Below are 21,359 nucleotides of genomic sequence, written 5' to 3' on the forward strand. Positions count from 1 at the left end.
GGAGTACAAACAAGAAACCTGCCAGTAAAAGGCGGGTTTTCTGTAGCAATCGCAAAAACTCAGACAGACGCTTCTGGCTGCGAGCTAAAGGCCTGAGACTGCTTGTCCAGCACCGGCAACGCCAGCCGTGCCCACCCATAAAACGCCAGCGCCGTCAGCAAACACGCCAACCACACGAAGATTCCAGCCCAGAACGTGTGGGACATGTAGTGCCAGCCCTGCAGAACCCGCGTCGTGCCGTAGACGAAACCGAGCAACAATGAACCCCACAGCAAGGCACTGGAAAAACGCCACTGATAGCGACGCGCTACGAAATACAACGCCAGCATGGTGAAACCACCGGACGCATGGCCGCCCGGCCAGCAACGCCCACTACCCGCTTCATGGAACAGCTGGAAATTGCTGTACCACTCGATATGGGCCATTTTTCCGCCATACAACGTCGTCTCGATCGGGCAGTAAACACTGGTGTGCGACTTGAGGAAATGGATCACGCCCGTACACACCGCGAAAGCCACCACCACAAACAGAAAGTCCCGACGGTGATCAGCGGTGAATCGCAGCACGGGAGCGACTTTGCTGCGCTCCAGAAACGCGCCAAGTCGAGGACGCTTCTGTGCATTGACCAACGGCCAGACCACCGACAGCAGCGCGCCGATCAGGGCGATTTCCGCCGTCCAGTTGGGAATGATCCGCGCCCATTTGTGCGTGAGCTTTTCAAAGAAGTGGATTTTGTCGAGCGGGAAGGTCTGGGTCAGCGGATCGAACAACAGATTGCTGAAGGCGATGTCGATTTTGGTCATGTCGAACATCAGGAACACCAGCGCCGCGCAGGCAAGCGGAATGCCGAAGTTATAAACGTAGAAGCGGGATTTCATCGGGTATTCACCGTGCGCCAGTCGGAAGCCTCAATAAAGCCGAGCATTTTCGGAGCCGCCGGGCTGGCAGCGGAAACAAACAGTGAAGCGCCGTAACCCAGGTTGGATGTCGGCACTTTCAGATCTTTTTCCAATTGCCCCATGCACTCGCTGTGGGTCACCAGAATCAGGTTACGACCGGGGATCTTGTGGGAAAGCGCGTCCTGCAACATGTGCCCCTTGCAGTTCATCAACCAGTCTTCGCCACTGGCGGCCCGATTGAACATGTAACCGGCCGTCTGCACGGTGCGCAGCGACGGGCTGTTGTAGATGTCGGCATTGTTCAGGCCCAGTTGTTCGAACTGTGCACCGACACTGACGGCGGCACTGCGCGAACGGTCGGTGATGCCGTCATGGCCGATCAGGCACGGCGCACTGGAGTGATCGCAGCGCTCGACGTGGCGCACCAGCACGATCATGTCGCCCTTGGCCCACCCCGCCGCCAACGCCTTCGCACCGGCCACGTTGCCGTGGGCCAGATCCGGCACCGACGCCGGTGCCAGCAACCAAAGGGTCAGTGGAATCACCAACACCGAGGCCGCCAATACGACCCAAGTGTTTCGAAAACGCGCCAAACCGCTCAGATCAATCGAGCGCTTGGCGCCGAACAGACTCAGTCTCAGTTCCACAAAAACCGCCTCGCCAGCCAGCATCACTTGTCATTCGATGCGGCGAAGCTACAGACGCCCGTGTGGGCAGCCAGTGAAACCCATGTGAAAAAAGTCTTGGGATCGGCTTGTTACAAATTCTGTCGGACAAAATCCTTTCAGCTCTCGGATTTACGGCCGATACACACCTGCTACACCCTTGCTGGCTCAAAAAAACAACAATCTTCCAGCCTAACCGACGATCAAGAAACCCTACGTTTCTGGAGGAATTGTGATGAATAGCTGGTTCGGTAACATCAGCGTGAACCTGAAATTGGGATTGGGCTTCGGCCTTGTCCTGGCACTGACCTGCGTACTGGCCCTGACCGGCTGGACCAGCCTGGGCAGCCTGATTGACCGCAGTAACTGGATGAGCGACATCACCCAGCTCAACGCCGGCCTGACCAAACTGCGCGTGGTGCGCCTGCAATACATGCTGACCAACGGCGACGAGACCGCCGCGCAGAATGTGCAGACCACCCTCGACGGTTTCGCCGCACAACAGCAACAACTGATCAGCAGCTTCAAAAGCCCGGAAAACGTCAAACTGCTCAAGGAGCAGGCCGCGACCATCGCCGAGTACCAGACGTCGCTCAACAAAATGCGCAACGCCTACCGCACCGGTAACACCGCGCGCGAGACCATGGGCGCGAACGCCCAGACCGCTTACAGCCTGATTGAAGCGATCAGCACCCGCGTCCACCAGATGGCGATGAGCGAACAGCGTTTCGACCAGTTCCAGGCCATCACTGGCGCCAAGGAAGCGTTCATCCTCGCGCGCTACGAAGTGCGCGGCTACACCGCCACCACCAATGCCGAAACCGAGCAGAAAGCCATCGGCCAACTCGACGCGGCCATCGCCAGCCTCAAGCCACTGAATGTGCATTTCGGCGATACCCAGCAAGATGCCTTGCGTCAGCTGGAAACGGCGCTGATCAACTATCGCAGCGCGCTGATGGCCTACAAGTCCGCCAACAGCGAAGCCGTGCAGGCACGCAAGGAAATGACCGATCAGGGCAGCACTATCGTGAACCTGAGCGAGCAGTTGTATCAGATCCAGCTTGATCGCCGCGACGCCGAAAGCGCCCAGGCCCGCACCCTGCAACTGATCAGCACCCTGCTGGCTCTGCTGGTGGGCATCATTGCCGCCGTGATCATCACCCGTCAGATCACCCGCCCGCTGCAAGACACCCTTGCCGTGGTCGAGCGCATCGCCAGCGGCGACCTGTCGCAAAACGTGGTCGTCACCCGCCGCGACGAACTCGGTGTACTGCAACAAGGCATCGCCCGCATGGGCGTGACCTTGCGCGACCTGATCAGCGGCATCCGTGACGGCGTCACCCAGATCGCCAGCGCCGCCGAAGAACTGTCGGCCGTGACCGAACAGACCAGCGCCGGTGTCAACAGCCAGAAAGTGGAGACCGATCAGGTCGCCACTGCCATGCACGAGATGACCGCTACCGTGCAGGAAGTCGCGCGCAATGCCGAAGAAGCCTCACAAGCGGCCGCCGTTGCTGACGGCGAAGCCCGTGAAGGCGACAAGGTTGTGAATGAAGCCATCGCCCAGATCGAGCGTCTGGCCAGCGAAGTGGCGCGCTCCACCGAGGCCATGAGCGTGCTGCAACAGGAAAGCGACAAGATCGGCAGCGTCATGGACGTGATCAAAGCCGTGGCCGAACAGACCAACCTGCTGGCGCTCAACGCTGCCATCGAAGCGGCACGCGCCGGTGAAGCCGGTCGCGGTTTTGCCGTGGTGGCCGACGAAGTCCGTGGTTTGGCTCAGCGCACACAGAAATCCACCGAAGAAATCGAAGGCCTGGTCGCCGGCCTGCAGAACGGCACACAGCAAGTGTCCACCGTAATGAACAACAGCCGCGCGCTGACCGACAGCAGTGTTGCCCTGACCCGCAAGGCCGGCTCGTCCCTGGAAAACATCACCCGCACGGTGTCGAACATCCAGTCGATGAACCAGCAGATCGCTGCTGCTGCCGAACAGCAAAGCGCCGTGGCCGAAGAGATCAGCCGCAGCATCATCAACGTGCGCGACGTGTCCGAACAGACCGCAGCGGCGAGTGATGAGACCGCCGCCTCCAGCGTTGAACTGGCGCGCTTGGGTGGTCAGTTGCAGCAGATGGTCAGCCACTTCCGCGTCTGATTGACCAACTGACGAAGAAGCCCGCTACCCCACCCATTGGGTGTGATAGCGGGCTTTTTTGTAGGCGCTATCGAACAGCAACAGAAGCCGTCAGCTCACCCACGGATCAATGATTTCAACACCACTTGACTCAAAATCCTTCACGTTACGAGTGGCAATCGATGCGCCATGTGCGCGGCAGATCGCGGCTATTTGCGCGTCAGCCATCGACACCGCGCGGCCCTTTGCTTCGCAATCAGCAACCAATGTTGCGCACTCAATGGCGGCATGAGCATCGAACGGCAAAATGCGCCCGGCAAAGTCCTCTTCGAACATGGCCATGGCATGCGCCTCAAGTTTTTGTTTGCGCTTGCCAGAGGGCAGCCGCGCGATGCCGTGAAGTATTTCGGCCACGGTGACAGCGCTGATTGCCAGATCCATCGCCGGCTGCGCATCCACCCAGGCAAGCACCCGGGTTGCAGGCTCGAGGCGCATAAACTCTGAAAGCACGTTGGTGTCGAGCACTATCATTCAGAAAAATCCACGCCGGTGGCTTTATCTGAACGCGCGGGTAGATCCAGCTCCACGGCCCCCACATCGCTGAACCTGTTGCGAATCCGACTGCCAAGCCCACCCGCGCGATCAACCGTCGCCAAGGCTCTGCCCAGAATCAGGCGTGCCTCTTCTTCCATGGAATGTCCGTTATGCGCCGCAGTAATGCGCAACTGCTCCTTGAGCTTCTCATCAAGGTTTCGGATTGTGATGCTGGCCATGACGCCTCCTGCAATCAATGAAATCATTGATTGCAGGCTAACACATCCCGCCTTGCTGAGATTTGGCAATCTTCCCAGTGGCAATTACACCCTCAGCGCATTCCACGTCTGCAATTTACTTCAGCCATGCTTTCAAACTACCTTTCAGGGCATTCATTCGCTCATGCAGGCTTTGATCATGCCATCGCTCGGCTTCACCTCCGTTCCGCCCCTGCTCAAATACCTGCGCCATGCCGAGCGACTGGGCATGGCCATTGAGCCGGCATTGGCGGCGGCCGGGTTGCAGGCGCAGCAGTTGAGCGACAACAGCCTGCGCCTGCCGGGTGAGGCGCATGAAAAACTGCTCGATTATTTCTGCGAACACTCGGGCGATCCGTTGTTTGGGCTCAACGCGGCAACGTTCGTGCTACCCAACTCGTGGAGCGTGCTGGGTTACATCACCATGAACTGTGCGACGCTGGGCGATGCCATGAGCCGCATCATGCCGTTCGAGAAACTGGTCGGCGACATGGGTGTGAGTCGCACCGAAGTGCAGGACGGCCATGTGCACCTGATCTGGACTTGCCGCTATCAGCGCCCGCAGATTCGCCGGCATCTGGTGGAAAACGTGCTCGGTTCGTGGCTGCACTATGCGCGCTGGATTGCTGATACGCCGATGTCGCCCGCCGCTGTCCGGCTGGAACATTCGCGCCCTGCCGAGACCACGTTGGCGCAGTACGAAGCGTTTTTCGGTTGCCCGGTTTTGTTCGATCAGGCTTATTCAGCGTTGATCGTGCCGTTGGCGTATCTGCAATTGCCGTTGCGCCAGGCCGATGCGCAATTGCTGCGCACGCTGGAAGAACATGCGATGGGGTTGATGGCGACGCTGGAGGATGCGTCGCTGGCGCTACGCGTGAAAACCATCCTGCGCCAATTGCTCAAGGAAGGTCTGCCGCGCAAGGAGCAAGTGGCCGAGCAGTTGGCCGTGTCGGCGCGTACGCTGCAACGTCAACTGCAACAGGCCGGCACCTCGTATCAGCAGATTCTCGATGACCTGCGTCAGGAACTGGCTGAGCATTACTTGCTCAACAGCAACCTGCCGATTCAGGACATTGCGCAGTATTTGGGTTTTACCGAACCGCGTTCGTTTCACCGCACGTTCAAGCGTCGACGGGGGATGCCGCCGGGGGAGTTTCGGCAGATGCATCGGGGCTGACTGTGCGGACATCTTCGCGAGCAAGCCCCCCACAGGGGTTCTATGCCGTACACAAAATCTGTGTCCACTGACGATCCAGTGTGGGAGCGGGCTTGCTCGCGAAGGCGTCAGTCGCAGCACCGAAATCCGACAGGCAAATCCTTGATCTCTGTAGTGCAATAAACCCTTCGCAGCGCACCTGTTTAAAGACATCCGGTGTTACGCCCGACAGCCTACAAATCCTTGCGCCGCTGCCTACGCCTGCGCCAGAATCCGCCGGCTTGTGCGCCCCGGAGCCCATCGGTAACTTGAGTCCGTCACTGATTTCCAGTGATCGGGTTTAGTAGCCCGTGGTAATTCTGCTGGTCGTACATTCATCACAGGTGCTCCCGTACCTGAGCTTGATGGTGGCTGTACGTAGGGCGCTTCGGCGCGCCGGCTTAAGCTGAGTTCCCCGGTCTACTAACCTGCGTACAGCTGCCTCCCTTTCGTTTAGTAGCAAAAGGGTTGACGCTCAATGAAGGGAACACAGCTCATGTTCAAAGTAACGCCCAACCCGCCGGTCACCGACACGGTCTCCCCCTACGAATCGCCCGATTCAAAGAAATTCCACGAAGCCGCCGAGCGCGCCCTCGACCATTACCTCAAACCCGCCGACCAAATCATGGCCGCGCCGTACAAACCCAACGCGCTGTACATGGCGCACCCCGAGGCCGACACCGAATCCCTGCTGGCCGATGCCAGTGAAACCCTCGGTTCGGCCACGGTCATGATCAACAACCATGTGGCGCTGGTTGAAGGCACGCACCGCAAGACACTGCAAGGTATTGCTCAAGTGGTGATGCTGGCCGAATTGGCCGTCAATCGCGTGTTGGACACGTTAGTGCCGACTGAGTAACGAAAAAGCCCGCAGTCAAACCCTCACGGTTTGGCTGCGGGCTTTTCTGTGCAGCTTAAAACGGTTTCAAACACTGATCGCGTTGGTAAACACCAGCCGATTGCCAAACGGGTCGACAATGGTCATGTCCTGACTGCCCCACGGCATGGCCTGGATCTGTGGGTGCGAGAATTTGTAATCCCTGGCCAGCAGTTGCTGCTGAAACGCCTCCAGCTCATCCGTTTCAATCCGCAGCGCCGAACCCGGCGTCGCATCACCATGATGCTCGGACAGATGCAGCACGCACTCCCCCCGCGACACTTGCAGATACAACGGGAAATTCGCTTCGAAACGATGCTGCCAGTCGATCTTGAAACCGAGAAAGTCGACGTAGAACTCTACGGCTTTGGCTTCATCGAAAATACGCAGGATCGGAGTGGTTTTGCCGAAGCTCATGGGGGGCTCCCTGACTGATTGGCCCAAAAGTGTAGCGGGGCTGAATGTCAGCACTTCGGCTTGTGGATGGCTTTCTTTAGTCGCAATGTGCCACTGCTGTGACGCACTGCGCGAAACGTCAACGAAAGCCGTCACGCAAATCGCCCTCGCGGGCAAGAAAGCGCCCTGCCCTTCGCCCATTCGCCTGCCCATCGCCATAACTCAAAACACCGTTGATCCACACCCCGTCAATGCCTTGCGCCGGCCGTTGCGGGTCGCTGAAATCCGCCACGTCACGCACCGTTGCCGGATCGAACAACACCAGATCGGCCCAGTAGCCTTGCCGAATCTCGCCCCTGCCCTTCAAACCGAACCGGGCCGCCGACAGACCGGTCATTTTGTGCACCGCTGTGTGTAAGGGAAACAACCCGACGTCACGGCTGAAATGTCCCAACACCCGTGGGAAAGCGCCCCACAAACGCGGATGCGGGAACGGGTCTTCCGGCAGTCCGTCAGACCCCACCATCGACAACGGATGCGCGAGGATTCTTCGTACATCGGCCTCGTCCATGCCGTAGTACACCGCCCCCGCCGGTTGCAGGCGTTTGGCGGCGTCGAGCAGCGGCACGTTCCATTGCGCGGCGATGTCGATCAGGTCGCGGCCGCTGACCTCCGGATGCGGCGTCGACCAGGTGATGGTGATGCGGTGGGCGTCGGTGACCTGTTTGAGATCCAGCGTCGATGAACTCGCCGCATACGGATAACAATCGCAGCCGACCGGGTGAGTGTTTGCCGCGTCTTCAAGAGCGGCCAACAACTGCGGACTGCGCCCCCAGTTACCGACACCGGCGCATTTGAGGTGGGAAATGATCACCGGCGAGCGGGCATGACGACCGATTTGAAACGCCTCGTCCATCGCCTCCAGCACTGGGGCGAATTCGCTGCGCAGGTGGGTGGTGTAAACGGCGCCGAATGCCGTGAGTTCTTCGCTCAGTTGCATCACTTCATCGGTGCAGGCGTTGTAGGCGCTGGCGTACGCCAGGCCTGTGGATAAACCCAGCGCACCGGCCTCGAGACTTTCGCGCAACTGCTCGCGCATGGCGCTGATTTCGTCAGCCGTTGCGGTGCGGAACAAGTCATCAAGATGATTGCTGCGCAGCGCTGTGTGGCCGATCAGTGCGGCGACATTGAGCGTGGTGTTGGCCGCTTCGACCGCTGCGCGATAGTCGCTGAAACGTGGATAAACGAACGCCGCTGCCGTGCCGAGCAGGTTCATCGGATCGGGTGGATTGCCTTTCAACGTCACCGGCGAGGCGCTGATCCCGCAGTTACCGACAATCACCGTGGTCACGCCTTGGCTGAGCTTGGGCAGCATTTCTGGCTGGCGGATGACCACGGTGTCGTCGTGGGTGTGCACGTCGATAAACCCCGGTGCCAGCACGCGGCCGGCAGCGTCGACTTGTTCGTTCGCGGTGGCGTCGTGCAAGTCGCCGATCTGCTCGATGCGACCATTGACAATCGCCACGTCGGCACTGTAACCGGGGCGGTTGCTGCCATCGATGATCAGGGCGTTACGAATCAACGTGTCGTACAGCATGTCAGTCTCCCAGCGGCAGGTGATCATCGCCGCCACGGTATTCGTCGAGGGCGAGTTTGATCCGCCGCAGACGTTCTTGATTGTCTTGAGGATTGGCCAGCGCCAACTCGGTGGCAAGCACGTCGATGGCCAGCAACATGCCGTAGCGCGCTGCCGTCGGTTTGTAGATGAACGAGGTTTCCGCGCTTTGCAGCGGCAGAACGAGGTCGGCCCGTTCGGCCAGCGGCGAATCGGCGCGGGTGATGGCCAGAATGCGTGCGCCGTAGTTGCGCGCCAGTTCGACGGTTTCCAGTAGTTCCGGGGTAATTCCGGTCAATGAGCAGACGATGACGACTTGCTCGGCGCTCAGGCTGGCGGCGGTCAAACGCATCATCACTGCGTCATGACACACCGCAATCGGATAGCCGAGGCGCACCAGGCGCACCTGCAATTCATCGCTGCACAGGGTCGAGCAGCCGCCCATGCCGAACGCGTGAATCATGCGTGCCTGGCTGAGCATTTTCACCGCGTCGGCAAATCGCGATTCGTCGAAGGCCGCCAGATGCTGGCGCAGCGTGGTTTCGATATCGCCAACAATCTGCCCGTAGAACGCCGACTGCTCAGGCGTGCCGGCCGGGTCGAGAAAACGGCTGCCAACGCCGCTGGCCTGGGCCAGTTGCAGGCGCAGATCACGCAAATCGCGACAGCCGACCGTGCGCGCAAACCGCGACAGTGTGGCGGTGCTGACGTCGGCCCGTTGCGCCAGCTCTTCGAGGCTGGCGGAGGCGGCAAAGCCGACGTCGTCGAGCATCAGCCGGGCAATGCGCCCTTCACCGGCGCTGAAGGAATCCTGACGGGCGCGGATCTGGTAGAGGATGTCCATGACGGCGGGCTCCGGTTACAGCACGTAAGAAAGGCCGACGGTTAGACCGAAAGCAACCAGCGAGATCAAGGTCTCAAGCACGGTCCAGGTCTTGAACGTCTGCGCGACCGTCATGTTGAAGTATTCCTTGATCAACCAGAAGCCGCCGTCGTTGACGTGGGAAAAGATCACCGACCCGGCACCGGTCGCCAGCACCAACAGTTCAGGGTGTGGATAACCCAGACCGATGGCGACTGGCGCAACCACGCCCGAAGCGGTGGTCATCGCCACCGTGGCCGATCCTGTTGCCACGCGCATCAACGCCGCAAACAGCCAGCCCATCATCAGCGGCGACAGATGAAATTCGTGAGCGAGGCCAACGATCTGATCGGTCACACCGGCATCGACCAGAATCCGGTTCAAGCCACCGCCTGCACCGACCAGCAAGGTGATACTGGCCGTCGGCGCCAAACATTCATTGGTGAACTTGAGGATCGATTCGCGGTTGAAACCCTGGGCGATGCCCAACGTCCAGAAACTCAGCAAGGTCGCCAGCAGCAGCGCAATCACCGAGTTGCCGATAAACAACAGGAACTGATTGAAGCCGCTGCCCGGTGTGGAAATCAGGTTGGCCCAACCGCCGATCAGCATCAGCACCACCGGCAACAGGATGGTCGCCAGGGTAATGCCGAACCCTGGCAGGTTGTCGCGCGGTTCGCGGTCGAGGAATTGTTTTTCCAGCGGGTTATCCGCCGGTAATTGAATGCGCGGCACGATGAATTTGGCGTAGAGCGGCCCTGCGATGATTGCCGTCGGTATGCCGATCGCAATCGCATACAGCAGCGTCTGCCCGACCGACGCTTGATAGGCCTGCACCGCCAGCATCGCTGCCGGGTGCGGCGGTACCAGCGCGTGCACAACCGACAGGCCGGCGACCATTGGCAGGCCGACCATCAAAATCGACACACCGACGCGCCGCGCCACGGTGAACGCAATTGGCACCAGCAAGACAAAACCGACCTCAAAGAACAGCGGTAAGCCGACCAGAAACGCGATGCACACCATGGCCCAGTGCGCGTTCTTTTCACCAAATTTGTCGATCAACGTGCGCGCCATCTGCTCGGCGCCCCCGGACTCGGCCATCATTTTGCCGAGCATCGTCCCCAACGCCACCACCAGCGCAATATGCCCCAGCGTCTTGCCCACCCCGGCCTCATACGCGCCCACCACGCCGGACGGCGGCATACCCGCGACCAGCGCCAGGCCGATGGAAATCAGGGTGATGACAATGAACGGGTTGAGCCGGTAACGGGCGATCAGCACGATCAGAGCAATGATGGCGACGACGGCGTAGACCAGCAGCCAATAGCCGAAGGAAGGCGTCATGCGGTACTCCTCGAAAGGGTCACGTTCGAATGGGTTGTGAAACTCATAAATCATTTCGAGATCGAGTTTTCAAACGCCATGAAAGTTATTTTCGTGGAGAGGTAAGACCTGTCGCGGATGAACAGGCCGTGTCGCGATTATTGAAAATCGCGGGGTGGGATTTACATCGTTACGGGGTTAACACAAAACCCTGTGGGAGTGGGCTTGCTCACGAAGGCGGTGTGTCAGGCGACAGCAACGGTGGGGGCCGGGCTTGCTTGTCGCGCACCCCATTCAGCCTTTGAAATCGGCGCTGGCGTAGGCGGCGAGTTTGCTCTGGATGAAGTCGAGAAAGCACTGAATGCGCAGCGCCAGTTGCGAGTTACGGTAATACACGGCGTTGATCGGCTGGCGATAACCGCTGTTGAACTCGGCCAGCACCACGTTCAGGCGCCCGGCGCGAATGTCATCGATGGTCATGAAGTGCGACAGGCACGCGATGCCCTGCCCTTCCAGCGCCAGTTGCCGCACGGTCTCGCCACTGGAGGCGCTGATCGCCGGGGTGATCGGCCAGCGGTCGCCGTGCACATAACGCAACGGCCACTGATTGAGGCCCTCGTTCTGAGTAAAACCGAGCAAGGTGTGTTCGCTCAGATCGGCCACTTGCAGCGGCGTGCCGTGCTTTTCGAGATAGGCGGGACTGGCGACGATCAACAGCGGACTGCATCCGAGCGAACGCGCATGCAGCGTCGAGTCGGCAAGGGTGCCGATGCGGATGGCGATGTCGGTGCTCTGTTCCAGCAGGTCAATGATCAGGTCATTGCTGTTGAGTTCGAGCTGGATGTCGGGGTAGAGCCGGCGGAATTCGTCGATGTACGGTACGACGGCGTGGAGCATGAACGGCGACGCGGCGTTGATCCGCAGGCGTCCGGACGGCGTTTGCTGGCGAGAGGACAGACGTTCTTCGAGCGCGTCCATCTGATCGAGAATCAGCTTGGCGTGCTCGAAGAAATACTTGCCCTCTTCGGTCAGGTCCATGCGCCGCGTGGTGCGGTTGATCAGCGTGGTGTCGAGCTTGGCTTCCAGCCGCGACAGGGTGCGGCTGACCGCCGACGGCGTTTGCCCGACCTGCTCGGCGGCGGCGGAAATCGAGCCGCATTCGATCACGCAGACGAAAATCTGCAACTCATCGGATCTGGCTTTCACGGGTGTCCTCGGATCGATTGGCCTGCACCGCAGGTTCAGGCCTTCGATAGTAGCCGAGCATCAAGCCTTGAGGCCAAACACCTCGGTCAAATGCTGCTCATAACGCGCCACATCGTTTTCGATGTTCGGGCGTTTCATCACGTCAACGCAGAGGAAGGTCGGCAGGCCGGTCATGCCCAAAAACTCGTTGGCCTTGTGGAACGGGAAGTACACCGCGTCCACGCCTTTGGCTTCAAAGAAGTCGTTCGGATCATCGAAGGCTTGCTGTGGCGCGTTCCAGGTCAGCGACAACATGTATTGCTTGCCCTGAATCAGCCCACCGCTGCCGTACTTCTGCGACGCGTCGGAACGGGTGCGGCCATCACTGGCGTACAGGCTGCCGTGGCCTTCGGTGAAGACTTCGTCGAGGTACTTTTTCACCGTCCACGGCGCGCCCATCCACCAACCCGGCATCTGATAAATGATCACGTCGGCCCAAAGGAATTTGGCCACTTCTGCGGCAACGTCGTAACCCTCGTCGATGAAGGTGGTTTTGACATCCATACCGCCACGATCCAGCACGCACAGCGCTGTTTCATGCAGGGTGGTGTTGTAGCGACCGTCAGAGTGGGCGAATTTTTTACCGCCATTGAGCAACAGAACTTTTTTCATGAGAAAGCCTCGGCGCAGCCATTGGGCTGGATGGAGAAGGAAAATTGAATGGCGGCAGATTAACCATCCCTCTTGCGCGGAATAAGCCGGGATGGCGCAAAATACATTTGAGTAAAACGCATGAATCGATATCTGATTGTTGCCGTAGCATTCACAGCCATCTGAATTGGAGGAGTCGTTTCTGATGAGTGAACGCCGGGGTTTCATCCTGCACGCCAAGACCCGCCCAGAGAAAGCCGAGGCTTTCGAAACGCTGTTTCGCGCCTACGTCGAGCCAAGCCGCGCTGAGCCGGGCTGCATCGAATACCACATGCTGCGCGACAAAGAAGATCCGACGCTGTTCATCTTTTACGAGGTCTGGGAGTCCCAGGCGCATCTCGATGTGCATTCGACGCTGCCGCACATGAAGACGTTTTACGCCGAGCGCATGGACTATCTGGAGCGCGATTTCGATATCCGTCTGATCGACATGCTCAGCGAAGCATCGGCTAACCGCTGATCAGCAAGTGGGCGCGGCGCCGCTTGATGGTGCGCGCCCGGGAGTTCAGCGCCCGGCCCAATTACGCCAACGCCTTGCTGCGCGCCTTGACTCTCCCCTAAGGGGCAGACTTCATCCTTGGCTTTTTCATCAGCAAGGACGATGACGATGGGCAAACGTATTCTGTTGATTCTCGGGCATCCTTCGGCGAACAGCTTGTGCGCCGCACTCGCCGAAAGTTATGCACAATCGGCACTCGATGCCGGACACGAAGTTCGCCAGTTGCGACTTGGTGAAATGAACTTCGATCCGGTGTTACGCCAGGGCTATCAACAGATTCAAGCGCTGGAAGATGACTTGAGTGCGGCACAGTCCGACATCCTCTGGGCCGAGCATCTGACGCTGGTTTACCCGATCTGGTGGGGCGGCATACCGGCGCTGCTCAAAGGTTTTTTTGATCGGGTGTTGTTGCCGGGTTTCGCCTTCAAATACCGCAAAGGCAAAGCGTTCCCAGACAAATTGCTGAAAGGCCGCACCGCGGATTTGCTGGTGACCATGGACACGCCGCCCTGGTATTACCGCTGGGTCTATCGCATGCCCGCCTTGCATGAAGTACGCAAGAGCACCCTAGCGTTCTGCGGAATAAAACCACTGCGCACGCTCACGTTCGGCCCGGTGCTGGGCTCAAGCGCTCAGCAGCGACAGGCGTGGTTGCTACAGGCGCAGGCTATCGTCAGTCGTTGACTCTGGCGATAATCACTGAGGCAAAGCCAAGGTAAAAAGGACTGTTCATGTACATCAGCGAAGCCGCTCAACGCGCCAGCTCCACGGTCAAAACCATCCGCCATTACGAGGCTATTGGATTGCTGCCCCCTCCTCGACGACAGGGCAAATATCGCGTCTACGATCAGCAAAGCGTCGAACTGCTGGGTTTTATAAAGTGTGCGAAGGAGATGGGCTTCAAACTTATGGAGCTGCAGAAAATTTTCGCAGGCCATCACGGTGAGTCGATGCCTTGGGCTTTGGCACAGCAGGCCATCGAAGACAAAAAACGCGAGATCAGCGACCAGATCGCCAAACTTTCTCGACAGCACGCGCAGTTGGTGGCATTTGACGCAAACCTGCAACAGGCCCGAGAGCAATGCCCGCTGGAAAATCTGTAAGTGTTGGCGCGTTTCTGAGCAGCTCGATGTCGAGCACAGACAACTGAGCGGCGAGCCGGCGCTATAGGGTGCGACTTCATTCCTCATGTCCACCGCCCGGAGTCCTCATGACCGCGACCGCCCCTATCACCGTTCTGCGCGACACCCACCCGCTGCCGGTACTCGACGCCTGCAAATGGGAAAAACTCGAAGGCGACCCGCACACCGTCAACCTCAATGCTTACACCAGCGAAGACGGCAGCAAGATCATGGGCACCTGGATCTGCACGCCGGGCAAGTGGCGCGTTGAATACGTGAAGTGGGAGTACTGCCATTTTCAGGAAGGCTACTGCGTGATCACCCCGGACGGCATGGCGCCGATTCATCTGCGCGCCGGCGATATTTTCGTGGTTGAACCGGGCATGAAAGGCACTTGGGAAGTGGTCGAGACCGTGCGCAAATATTTCGTGTTCGCCTGATGAAAAAAAACCGGGAAATCACCCGACGTGATTTCCCGGCAACACTGACTGCACGTTGATTGCCCCTACATCGGCGGCGATTGCTATTGCGGTTTGCGATAGCTGTTGATGATCGCCGAGAAGTCTTTCCCGCCGTCCCCCCGCTGGCTCATCGCTTGATACAACTGCTGCGCCACCGCGCCGAGCACCACCGGTTGGTGTGCCTGACGCGCCGCTTCAGTCGCCAGCCCCAGATCCTTGAGCATCAGTTCGGCACCGAAGCCGCCGGTATAACCGCGCGAGGCCGGTGCCGTTTCGACGATGCCAGGCCACGGGTTATACATTTCCGAACTCCAGCAGCGACCGGTCGAACTGTTGATGATCCCGGCCAGCACCGAGGTGTCGATCCCCAGCGCATCGCCCAATGCCATGGCTTCACTGACGCCAACCATCGAGATCGCCAGCAGCAGGTTGTTGCAGATCTTGGCGATCTGCCCGGTGCCGACTTCACCGCAATGCACGATGTTGCGGCCCATCTGCGCCAGCACCGGTTGCAAAGTCGCAAACAGTTCCGGCGTTGCACCGACCATGAAAGTCAACGTCCCGGCGGTGGCGCCGCCCGTGCCGCCGGAAACCGGTGCGTCAGCCATGGCCACACCTTGCTTGGCAGCGGCCGCCGCCACATCGCGAGCGGTCTGCGGATCGATGGTGCTGCAATCCACTGCCGGCACGCCTTTGCCGATACCGGCCAACACGCCGTCCTCTCCCAACCAGACACTGCGCACATGCACTGCCGCCGGGAGCATGGTGATCACCAGTTCTGCATCTTCAGCGGCTTCGCGCGCCGAGGCACGAATGGTGCCGCCCAGTTGTTCCAGTTCTGCCAGCACGGTTTTGTTCAGATCGACCAGACTCAGTGAATGGCCGGCCTTGATCAGGTTGCGCGCCATCGGTGCGCCCATGTTGCCCAGACCGATAAATGCGATTTTCATGGCTCGTTCCTCAGCGCAGGTTGATGGTGGTGTTCACGCCGTCATTGACGCTGTCGTCATCGAACCAACGCGCCGTGACCGTTTTGGTCTGCGTGTAGAACTGCACCACTTGCTTGCCATACGGGCCGAGGTCGCCGAGTTTCGAACCACGGGAACCGGTGAAGCTGAAGAACGGCACCGGCACCGGAATCGGGATGTTGATGCCGACCTGACCGACGTCGATTTCCGTCTGGAACTTGCGCGCCGCCGCACCACTCTGGGTGAACAGGCCCGTGCCGTTGCCGAACGGGTTGGCGTTGACCAGCGCGATGGCCTGGTCGAGGGTATCGACTTCCAGCACCACCAGCACCGGGCCGAAGATTTCCTGGGTGTAGATCTGCATGTCGGTGGTCACCCCGGAGAACAGGGTCGGGCCGACGAAGTTGCCTTGCTCGTAACCCGGCACGCTGATGTCGCGACCGTCCAGCTCAAGCTTGGCGCCCTCCTTGATGCCGCTTTCGATCAGGTCGAGGATCCGCGCCTTGGCTTTCTTCGAGATCACCGGGCCGACATCGGTGCCCGGCTCGCTGCCGGCGTTGACCTTGAGCTTCTGCGCCAGGGCTTTGAGATCCGGCAGCCATTGTTTGGCCGCACCCACCAGCACGACCACCGAAGTCGCCATGCAACGTTGCCCGGCCGCGCCAAAACCGGCGCCGACCAGTGCATTGAGCGCCTGCTCGCGATTCGCATCGGGCAACACCACGGCGTGGTTCTTCGCGCCCATCATCGACTGCACGCGTTTGCCATGTTTGCCGGCCAAGTCGTAAACGTGAGTACCAACAGCGGTCGAACCGACGAAGGACACGGCTTTGATGTCTTTGTGCGTGCACAGGCCATCAACCACGTCTTTACCGCCATGCACCACGTTGAGCACGCCTGCCGGGACACCGGCCTCAATCGCCAATTCCACCAGCAGCAGGGTCGACAGCGGATCCTGCTCCGAAGGCTTGAGCACGAAGGTGTTGCCGCAGGCGATGGCCATCGGGAACATCCACAACGGAATCATCGCCGGAAAGTTGAACGGCGTGATGCCGGCGCAAACGCCGATCGGCTGACGCAGGGTGTAAGTATCAACGCCACCGGCAACGTTCTCGGCGAATTCGCCCATTTGCAGCGTGCCGATTGAGCAAGCGTGCTCGACCACTTCCAGGCCACGGAAAATATCGCCCTCGGCGTCGGCAATGGTTTTGCCCTGCTCGGCGCTCAGCACCAAGGCAATGCGCTTGGAATGCTCGCGGATCAGCGCTTGCAGCTTGAGCATGATGCGCATACGCGCGCCGATCGGGGTCAGCTTCCAGGTCTGGAAGGCGCGTTGCGCGGCGCTGACAGCGGCGTCGACTTCAGCGGCGGTGGCGAACGGAACTTTGGCCAGCACTTGCTGGGTCGCCGGATTGACGATGTCGTGCCATTCGGTGGACTGCGACTCGACCCACTCGCCGTCAATCAGCAGCTTGACCTTCTGCAGCGTGGTGTCGTTGGGCGTAAGCGATGCGTTCATGCTGGTCTCCAGAACTTGTTCTTATCGTAGGAGCCAAGGCGAAGGGTTCGCCTTGAGATGAGGCGTGTGTCACGAATTGGTTGTCGGACGGTTTTTGGAGTATAGATGTGCAAACTTCTAATAAGAACGCACATATAAGCCCGTCCATCATGCAAAAAAACATCACCTCACTAGGTTCACTGAACTGGGACGACCTCAAGTTTTTCCTCGAAGTCGCCCGCACCCGCAAGGCCAGCACCGCCGCCAAACGGCTCGCCGTCGACTACACCACGGTGTCGCGGCGGATCAGTTCGCTGGAGGCGGCGCTCGGTACGCTGCTGTTCGAAAAGTCACGCACCAGCGGCTTTGTCCTGACCACCGAAGGCCAGCGTTTGCTCGGCTATGCCGAGTCGATTGAAAGCACATTGCACATGGCCTGCGAGCAGGTGTCAGGCTCCGGCGTGGCGCTGTCCGGGCATGTGCGGATGGGCTGCACCGAAGGGTTTGGCAGCTTTTTCATCACGCCGCAGTTGAGCCACTTCGTCGACGCCTACCCGGCGATCTCGGTGGACATCCTGCCCCTGCCGCACTTCATCAGCCTGTCCAAACGCGAAGCCGACATTGTCATTGCCCTGGAACGCCCGGAACACGGGCCATACGTGTGCTGCAAACTCTGCGACTACCGCTTGCAGTTGTACGCAACACAGGACTATCTGGACCAACACCCACCCATCCGCCGCTCGGCCGATCTGAGCAAGCATCAATTCATCAGTTATGTGGATGATCTGGCGTTCAGCTCGGAGCTGTTGTACCTGGCGAACGTGCTGCCAGGCGCCAGCGCAAACCTGCGCAGCACCAGCGTGATCGCGCAATACGTCGCAGCGCAGCAGGGGCGCTCACTGGCAATTCTGCCGTGCTTCCTCGCCGCACAGGACCCGCGCCTGCTGCCAGTGTTGCCGGAGGAAATCGACATCACCCGACAGTTCTGGATGTACTGCCGGGAGGATCTGCGCAAGCTCAAGCGGATCACCCTGTTGTGGGATTACATCCGTGAGGTGACTGAGCTAAACCGCCCATTATTACTGGGCGAAACGAGAGACCTTCGGTTTACAGACTGAGCGTCTACAAGGAGTAAGGGAGACCTATCGTAACGAGGTTAGGCATGCCACCGCAACGACTTGTGACAGGGTTTATGACAGGACTTGTGACATCTCGCAGGCCCTGAACGGTTGTCTCAAAGCCCTCATCCAGAGGCGCGCACGGGCACGCGATAAGGACCCGCGCAGGCGCGATAAGGCTCAGGCGAGGGCACCCACGGGGGGATGCGCGCGCACGCTCGTAGTGAGGTGGTCATTCAGATTTTTCTGTCAGATTCTCAAAGGGTAGAGGTGCGCTTTTCTTGGAGCCCTACCAACATGACCATTGCGGAGGCCGTTAAGTGAAGCCCATAAGCAACTACTTCAGGCTCTACATTCCGAGCGTTTTCGCCCCGTCCGTGGCCGCCGTTCTTGTTCCGTAGGGTAGGAATCCCGCTTGTGAGTACACTTGTTAAAGAGTTCAAGTGCGCCTCGTTGTATGAGGGAATCAAATCAGCGTTTTTACATGCCAAGATCAGCTTAGACGCAGTATCTCCCGGCTCGTAGGTTTTTCCATTTAGCACCAGAAGAACCTTTAAAGTGCTTTCGAATGCTTTCGCGGCACATACCAACGAATCTTCATGGTTGCCATGGCGATAATGCTCATACGCGGCGAAAAACTCCTCACGGGGGCCCTCAAAGTGAGTCCCGTTGAGAAAGCTAATGGCTGGCTTCACCACTTCTGCGTGAAGGAATTGCGAGTCGATGCGGATTATGCTTCCGTCTATAAACTCGTAGCCGCAGCCGGCCTCCTTAAACCTCCCGTTTAACTCAACGATGCAATCATCCACGTATGCGTCCGGGTTTCTACGCGAGATATAAGATGGCGAACGGGCGACGTCATCCCCCACGCGGAAACATAGCTCGATGACATCCAGACACCGCTCGACATCAGGCTCGGAGAGCAAGAAATTGCTTATCTCGTCCACAGGAGTGTTCTGGAGGTGACTTCCTGGGCCAACGTACAAGGCCCGCTGCCCATACTCTTTTTTCAAGATATTAACGATTGTGTCGTACACGCCTCTCGACTTCGAGCCGTACGCCGAGTAGTGGCTATTGTCTCCGAGAAGCTCTTTGACCATGTACACAAGCTGCATTCGAAACGTGTCAGGAAAGGAGTCATATATATAGACATCGTTCGTCTCACCACGCAGACGCTTTTGACGCTTGGAGTACAAATCGAATATCGCCATGCCTGCCTCGTGTAACTCATGTCCAAATGGCATCATAAGCCGAACGGGGCATACTTCGACAAGCTTCATTTACTACGAGATGCGCGCAAAACGACATCACTCAGCACAGCCACCGAGTAGAACGCAGACGACATTCCCAAAGGCTTCTCCCAGAGGCCCACCTTGGCTAACTCCAAAAGCGACAAGGAGTAGACCGAGAAATCGGTAGGTGACACGGTGGGTAGCCAGAGTGCGGATCACTGCTGCAAAGGGTGTCCACCGAGTAGTCATCGCTAAGTCCTCCTTTAGGTGAGGTGGTTACTGGTCAATTGATATTCATCACCACAGAGGACGCCAGTGAAAGACCTTAAAGAGGAGGGCTCCTTCAGAAACTTTAAGTCCCCCTCTGCTTATAGTGGGTGTTTTTAAATGAGTGCTGGCAGTGAACAGACATGTCTGTCCAGTCACACCCCATACAAGCGCAGGTAGAGGACGTGGTAGCCACGGTGGCTCCCTACCCTCCCCTCAGTGTTCTACTGTGAATACGTTCAACGGGATTTTCCGCAGCTCCCACTGTTCAAGATTAGGACTTTTCCTACAGACCTGCCCTCCCGTTTCCAGTAGCCTCCCTGCGCCAGCTTAAAGACTGGTTTTGTTTATGGACGAAAGACGCAAGGACGATGCTCAATGATTTTTTCTGCTCGACTGGGCGACAAACACGTCTGCCCTTTACCCGGACACGGGACTACCCCAATTGCTTCAGCCAGCGGTGATGTCAATATCAACTTCATGGGCTCCGCCCGCGTTGGTGATACCTGTGGGTGTGGTGCGGTAATCACTACAGGCTTTCCTTCTATACAAGTGAACGGCCGTCCTATGGCCCACTTAGGGAGCCCAACCAGTCACGGCGGGACAGTCATCACGGGGTCAGGTGATGTCGGCGGTGGCTTCGTCATGGGTGACGCTGGTGGGGCAACCATTATTAACTTCATGGCGCTGGGAGCCTTCCGGCCAGACGGTTCCATAGACGATGTGAAGATGGCGACCTTGTTGGCCGACCCGAAGCTCAAGGAGAAAGCCTTAGCAGCGAACGCTTTGGTAGATCCTAAGGCAGCCGGTAAGCCCCCAGAGAAGAAGCCAGAGGCAAAAGAAGAACCTGTCGTTTGCAAAGACCCTGACACGATGGAGGACGTGGCGGAATACATTGCGGACGAGATGAATCGCAATATTCATCACCCTTCCGTCTTGAAGATGAAAGAACTGCTCAGTTATGACGTTGCCACAGAGACCCGCAAGCAAATGGATCTGCCTTGGTATGCTCAAGTTGGCGCGACGAGCCCTCAAGCAATCGGGGCTGCAAACGGCGCGGCTGCAATGGCGATTTGGACTGAGCGTGTTGGACAAAATCGGGATTGGGACCACAAGCCTAAAATCTATGCGAGGTTCGGTAGCTATTACCAAAAGCAGGGTGAATACGACTATTTCTATGATATCTGGTCAAATATCCACTACGGGTACGTAGGGCGAGCTGGCGGCCTTTCTGAAAGCGTGTTGGCTGATGGTGCCGGAGTTGAGCAGATTGCCTCGGACTCTATCCGAAAGGTATTCGATTGGAATAAACGTCGCGGGCCTCACGCAACCCCAGGTGTCGATGGGATGAAGGCTTATGACGATGTACCGGATCGGATATCGATTGGCATAGGGATCAAACTATTCGCTGAGCATCCTGACGGAGGCATCACCGCCAAAATGATCATGGAGAAGGTTCTTGCAGTTAAACCAGAGGATTGGGGCGATGGCGTTATTGTCCACGTTTGCAAGCAAGCTGAGTAAGGGAAAAGTGGTACT

The 21,359-nt window shown here is 58.5% G+C and carries 23 protein-coding genes and 1 pseudogene; 10 read left to right on the forward strand and 14 right to left on the reverse strand.

The genetic code is table 11. The features are described from left to right. Positions 1 to 59: 59 nt before the first annotated feature. Positions 60 to 878 (reverse strand): phosphatase PAP2 family protein, encoded by an 819-nt coding sequence (locus AACY11_RS05870; protein ID WP_339494086.1) that lies wholly within the window; start codon positions 876 to 878, stop codon positions 60 to 62. Further along, complete coding sequence (locus tag AACY11_RS05875; RefSeq protein ID WP_339434258.1) at positions 875 to 1,546, reverse strand: histidine phosphatase family protein; 672 nt, start codon at positions 1,544 to 1,546, stop codon at positions 875 to 877. The genes AACY11_RS05870 and AACY11_RS05875 overlap by 4 nt, the downstream gene beginning before the upstream one ends. Before the next feature lie 388 nt (positions 1,547 to 1,934). On the opposite strand from AACY11_RS05875, the pseudogene AACY11_RS28320 reads away from it, so the two are divergent. Together AACY11_RS28320 and AACY11_RS28325 are read left to right on the forward strand one after the other, a co-directional pair. Beyond that, positions 1,935 to 2,861: pseudogene (locus AACY11_RS28320) on the forward strand (methyl-accepting chemotaxis protein); the annotation flags it as partial. Positions 2,862 to 3,005: 144 nt separating this feature from the next. After that, positions 3,006 to 3,719 (forward strand): methyl-accepting chemotaxis protein, encoded by a 714-nt coding sequence (locus AACY11_RS28325; RefSeq protein ID WP_445261497.1) that lies wholly within the window; start codon positions 3,006 to 3,008, stop codon positions 3,717 to 3,719. A 90-nt stretch (positions 3,720 to 3,809) separates the two neighbouring features. Here AACY11_RS28325 and AACY11_RS05885 read toward each other — a convergent pair whose 3' ends face one another. Together AACY11_RS05885 and AACY11_RS05890 are read right to left on the reverse strand one after the other, a co-directional pair. Then, the gene (locus AACY11_RS05885) at positions 3,810 to 4,229 is read right to left on the reverse strand and encodes a type II toxin-antitoxin system VapC family toxin (protein WP_339465454.1); all 420 of its coding nucleotides are present in this window, start codon (positions 4,227 to 4,229) and stop codon (positions 3,810 to 3,812) included. Further along, positions 4,226 to 4,471, reverse strand: coding sequence for a FitA-like ribbon-helix-helix domain-containing protein (locus AACY11_RS05890; protein ID WP_221730516.1), 246 nt, complete (start codon positions 4,469 to 4,471; stop codon positions 4,226 to 4,228). The genes AACY11_RS05885 and AACY11_RS05890 overlap by 4 nt, the downstream gene beginning before the upstream one ends. 178 nt (positions 4,472 to 4,649) lie before the next feature. On the opposite strand from AACY11_RS05890, the gene gliR reads away from it, so the two are divergent. After that, the gene (gene gliR, locus AACY11_RS05895) at positions 4,650 to 5,666 is read left to right on the forward strand and encodes an AraC family transcriptional regulator GliR (protein ID WP_339465453.1); all 1,017 of its coding nucleotides are present in this window, start codon (positions 4,650 to 4,652) and stop codon (positions 5,664 to 5,666) included. 514 nt (positions 5,667 to 6,180) lie between these two features. Further along, positions 6,181 to 6,543: a DUF6124 family protein gene (locus tag AACY11_RS05900; protein ID WP_339434146.1), complete on the forward strand. Its 363-nt coding sequence runs from the start codon at positions 6,181 to 6,183 to the stop codon at positions 6,541 to 6,543. A 66-nt stretch (positions 6,544 to 6,609) separates the two neighbouring features. Here AACY11_RS05900 and AACY11_RS05905 read toward each other — a convergent pair whose 3' ends face one another. The 6 genes from AACY11_RS05905 to AACY11_RS05930 all read right to left on the reverse strand — a co-directional run bounded on the left by AACY11_RS05905 (position 6,610) and on the right by AACY11_RS05930 (position 12,617). Further along, a complete protein-coding gene (locus AACY11_RS05905; RefSeq protein WP_339434145.1) occupies positions 6,610 to 6,978 on the reverse strand; it encodes a glyoxalase superfamily protein in 369 nt (122 codons plus the stop codon). A 118-nt stretch (positions 6,979 to 7,096) separates the two neighbouring features. Next, the gene (locus AACY11_RS05910) at positions 7,097 to 8,554 is read right to left on the reverse strand and encodes an N-acyl-D-amino-acid deacylase family protein (RefSeq protein ID WP_339465450.1); all 1,458 of its coding nucleotides are present in this window, start codon (positions 8,552 to 8,554) and stop codon (positions 7,097 to 7,099) included. A 1-nt stretch (position 8,555) separates the two neighbouring features. Then, positions 8,556 to 9,416 (reverse strand): MurR/RpiR family transcriptional regulator, encoded by an 861-nt coding sequence (locus AACY11_RS05915; protein WP_339434143.1) that lies wholly within the window; start codon positions 9,414 to 9,416, stop codon positions 8,556 to 8,558. Positions 9,417 to 9,431: 15 nt separating this feature from the next. Continuing rightward, positions 9,432 to 10,781: a GntP family permease gene (locus tag AACY11_RS05920; RefSeq protein WP_339494088.1), complete on the reverse strand. Its 1,350-nt coding sequence runs from the start codon at positions 10,779 to 10,781 to the stop codon at positions 9,432 to 9,434. Positions 10,782 to 11,054: 273 nt separating this feature from the next. Beyond that, entirely contained in the window at positions 11,055 to 11,966 is a 912-nt protein-coding gene (locus tag AACY11_RS05925) for a LysR family transcriptional regulator (RefSeq protein ID WP_339434141.1), read from the reverse strand. Positions 11,967 to 12,026: 60 nt separating this feature from the next. Next, positions 12,027 to 12,617 carry an NAD(P)H-dependent oxidoreductase gene (locus AACY11_RS05930; protein WP_339494090.1) on the reverse strand — a complete coding sequence of 197 codons (591 nt, stop codon included), beginning with the start codon at positions 12,615 to 12,617 and terminating at the stop codon, positions 12,027 to 12,029. 184 nt (positions 12,618 to 12,801) lie between these two features. Between AACY11_RS05930 and AACY11_RS05935 the strand changes: the two genes are divergently transcribed. The 4 genes from AACY11_RS05935 to AACY11_RS05950 all read left to right on the forward strand — a co-directional run bounded on the left by AACY11_RS05935 (position 12,802) and on the right by AACY11_RS05950 (position 14,716). Then, a complete protein-coding gene (locus tag AACY11_RS05935) occupies positions 12,802 to 13,116 on the forward strand; it encodes a putative quinol monooxygenase (RefSeq protein ID WP_339434139.1) in 315 nt (104 codons plus the stop codon). Between the two features lie 147 nt (positions 13,117 to 13,263). After that, positions 13,264 to 13,839 (forward strand): NAD(P)H-dependent oxidoreductase, encoded by a 576-nt coding sequence (locus AACY11_RS05940; RefSeq protein WP_339434138.1) that lies wholly within the window; start codon positions 13,264 to 13,266, stop codon positions 13,837 to 13,839. A 47-nt stretch (positions 13,840 to 13,886) separates the two neighbouring features. Beyond that, positions 13,887 to 14,258 carry a MerR family transcriptional regulator gene (locus tag AACY11_RS05945; protein WP_221730505.1) on the forward strand — a complete coding sequence of 124 codons (372 nt, stop codon included), beginning with the start codon at positions 13,887 to 13,889 and terminating at the stop codon, positions 14,256 to 14,258. Between the two features lie 107 nt (positions 14,259 to 14,365). Beyond that, on the forward strand, positions 14,366 to 14,716 hold the full coding sequence (locus AACY11_RS05950; RefSeq protein ID WP_122589396.1) for a cupin domain-containing protein: 351 nt from the start codon (positions 14,366 to 14,368) through the stop codon (positions 14,714 to 14,716). Between the two features lie 83 nt (positions 14,717 to 14,799). Here the strand turns inward: AACY11_RS05950 and mmsB are convergent, their stop codons facing one another. Together mmsB and AACY11_RS05960 are read right to left on the reverse strand one after the other, a co-directional pair. After that, on the reverse strand, positions 14,800 to 15,687 hold the full coding sequence (mmsB, locus tag AACY11_RS05955; RefSeq protein ID WP_339434137.1) for a 3-hydroxyisobutyrate dehydrogenase: 888 nt from the start codon (positions 15,685 to 15,687) through the stop codon (positions 14,800 to 14,802). Between the two features lie 10 nt (positions 15,688 to 15,697). Further along, a complete protein-coding gene (locus AACY11_RS05960; RefSeq protein ID WP_339465448.1) occupies positions 15,698 to 17,224 on the reverse strand; it encodes a CoA-acylating methylmalonate-semialdehyde dehydrogenase in 1,527 nt (508 codons plus the stop codon). Between the two features lie 149 nt (positions 17,225 to 17,373). Between AACY11_RS05960 and AACY11_RS05965 the strand changes: the two genes are divergently transcribed. Continuing rightward, positions 17,374 to 18,321 (forward strand): LysR family transcriptional regulator, encoded by a 948-nt coding sequence (locus tag AACY11_RS05965; RefSeq protein WP_339494092.1) that lies wholly within the window; start codon positions 17,374 to 17,376, stop codon positions 18,319 to 18,321. A gap of 257 nt (positions 18,322 to 18,578) precedes the next feature. On the opposite strand, the gene AACY11_RS05970 is transcribed toward AACY11_RS05965, so the two are convergent. Further along, a complete protein-coding gene (locus tag AACY11_RS05970; RefSeq protein WP_339494093.1) occupies positions 18,579 to 19,532 on the reverse strand; it encodes an STM4504/CBY_0614 family protein in 954 nt (317 codons plus the stop codon). 96 nt (positions 19,533 to 19,628) lie between these two features. Then, positions 19,629 to 19,802, reverse strand: a complete 174-nt coding sequence (locus AACY11_RS28330) for a gp19.5 family protein (protein ID WP_445261974.1) — start codon at positions 19,800 to 19,802, stop codon at positions 19,629 to 19,631. A gap of 396 nt (positions 19,803 to 20,198) precedes the next feature. Between AACY11_RS28330 and AACY11_RS05975 the strand changes: the two genes are divergently transcribed. Continuing rightward, positions 20,199 to 21,344, forward strand: a complete 1,146-nt coding sequence (locus AACY11_RS05975) for a polymorphic toxin type 44 domain-containing protein (RefSeq protein ID WP_339494095.1) — start codon at positions 20,199 to 20,201, stop codon at positions 21,342 to 21,344. Positions 21,345 to 21,359 lie beyond the last annotated feature (15 nt).

Origin of the sequence: Pseudomonas sp. RA_105y_Pfl2_P56, from assembly GCF_963970845.1 — a bacterium.
Classification (GTDB): Bacteria; Pseudomonadota; Gammaproteobacteria; order Pseudomonadales; family Pseudomonadaceae; genus Aquipseudomonas; species Aquipseudomonas baetica_A.

Coding starts and splice junctions, on each gene's coding strand:
- AACY11_RS05965 (WP_339494092.1), top strand. CDS start 17,374: ATGCAAAAAAACATCACCTCACTAGGTTCACTGAACTGGGACGACCTC.
- AACY11_RS05900 (WP_339434146.1), top strand. CDS start 6,181: ATGTTCAAAGTAACGCCCAACCCGCCGGTCACCGACACGGTCTCCCCC.
- AACY11_RS05930 (WP_339494090.1), bottom strand. CDS start 12,617: ATGAAAAAAGTTCTGTTGCTCAATGGCGGTAAAAAATTCGCCCACTCT.
- AACY11_RS05945 (WP_221730505.1), top strand. CDS start 13,887: ATGTACATCAGCGAAGCCGCTCAACGCGCCAGCTCCACGGTCAAAACC.
- AACY11_RS05910 (WP_339465450.1), bottom strand. CDS start 8,554: ATGCTGTACGACACGTTGATTCGTAACGCCCTGATCATCGATGGCAGC.
- mmsB (WP_339434137.1), bottom strand. CDS start 15,687: ATGAAAATCGCATTTATCGGTCTGGGCAACATGGGCGCACCGATGGCG.
- AACY11_RS05950 (WP_122589396.1), top strand. CDS start 14,366: ATGACCGCGACCGCCCCTATCACCGTTCTGCGCGACACCCACCCGCTG.
- AACY11_RS05960 (WP_339465448.1), bottom strand. CDS start 17,224: ATGAACGCATCGCTTACGCCCAACGACACCACGCTGCAGAAGGTCAAG.
- AACY11_RS05870 (WP_339494086.1), bottom strand. CDS start 878: ATGAAATCCCGCTTCTACGTTTATAACTTCGGCATTCCGCTTGCCTGC.
- AACY11_RS05890 (WP_221730516.1), bottom strand. CDS start 4,471: ATGGCCAGCATCACAATCCGAAACCTTGATGAGAAGCTCAAGGAGCAG.
- AACY11_RS05940 (WP_339434138.1), top strand. CDS start 13,264: ATGGGCAAACGTATTCTGTTGATTCTCGGGCATCCTTCGGCGAACAGC.
- AACY11_RS05970 (WP_339494093.1), bottom strand. CDS start 19,532: ATGGCGATATTCGATTTGTACTCCAAGCGTCAAAAGCGTCTGCGTGGT.
- AACY11_RS05935 (WP_339434139.1), top strand. CDS start 12,802: ATGAGTGAACGCCGGGGTTTCATCCTGCACGCCAAGACCCGCCCAGAG.
- AACY11_RS05885 (WP_339465454.1), bottom strand. CDS start 4,229: ATGATAGTGCTCGACACCAACGTGCTTTCAGAGTTTATGCGCCTCGAG.
- AACY11_RS05905 (WP_339434145.1), bottom strand. CDS start 6,978: ATGAGCTTCGGCAAAACCACTCCGATCCTGCGTATTTTCGATGAAGCC.
- AACY11_RS05915 (WP_339434143.1), bottom strand. CDS start 9,416: ATGGACATCCTCTACCAGATCCGCGCCCGTCAGGATTCCTTCAGCGCC.
- AACY11_RS05920 (WP_339494088.1), bottom strand. CDS start 10,781: ATGACGCCTTCCTTCGGCTATTGGCTGCTGGTCTACGCCGTCGTCGCC.
- AACY11_RS28330 (WP_445261974.1), bottom strand. CDS start 19,802: ATGACTACTCGGTGGACACCCTTTGCAGCAGTGATCCGCACTCTGGCT.
- AACY11_RS28325 (WP_445261497.1), top strand. CDS start 3,006: ATGCACGAGATGACCGCTACCGTGCAGGAAGTCGCGCGCAATGCCGAA.
- gliR (WP_339465453.1), top strand. CDS start 4,650: ATGCCATCGCTCGGCTTCACCTCCGTTCCGCCCCTGCTCAAATACCTG.
- AACY11_RS05975 (WP_339494095.1), top strand. CDS start 20,199: ATGATTTTTTCTGCTCGACTGGGCGACAAACACGTCTGCCCTTTACCC.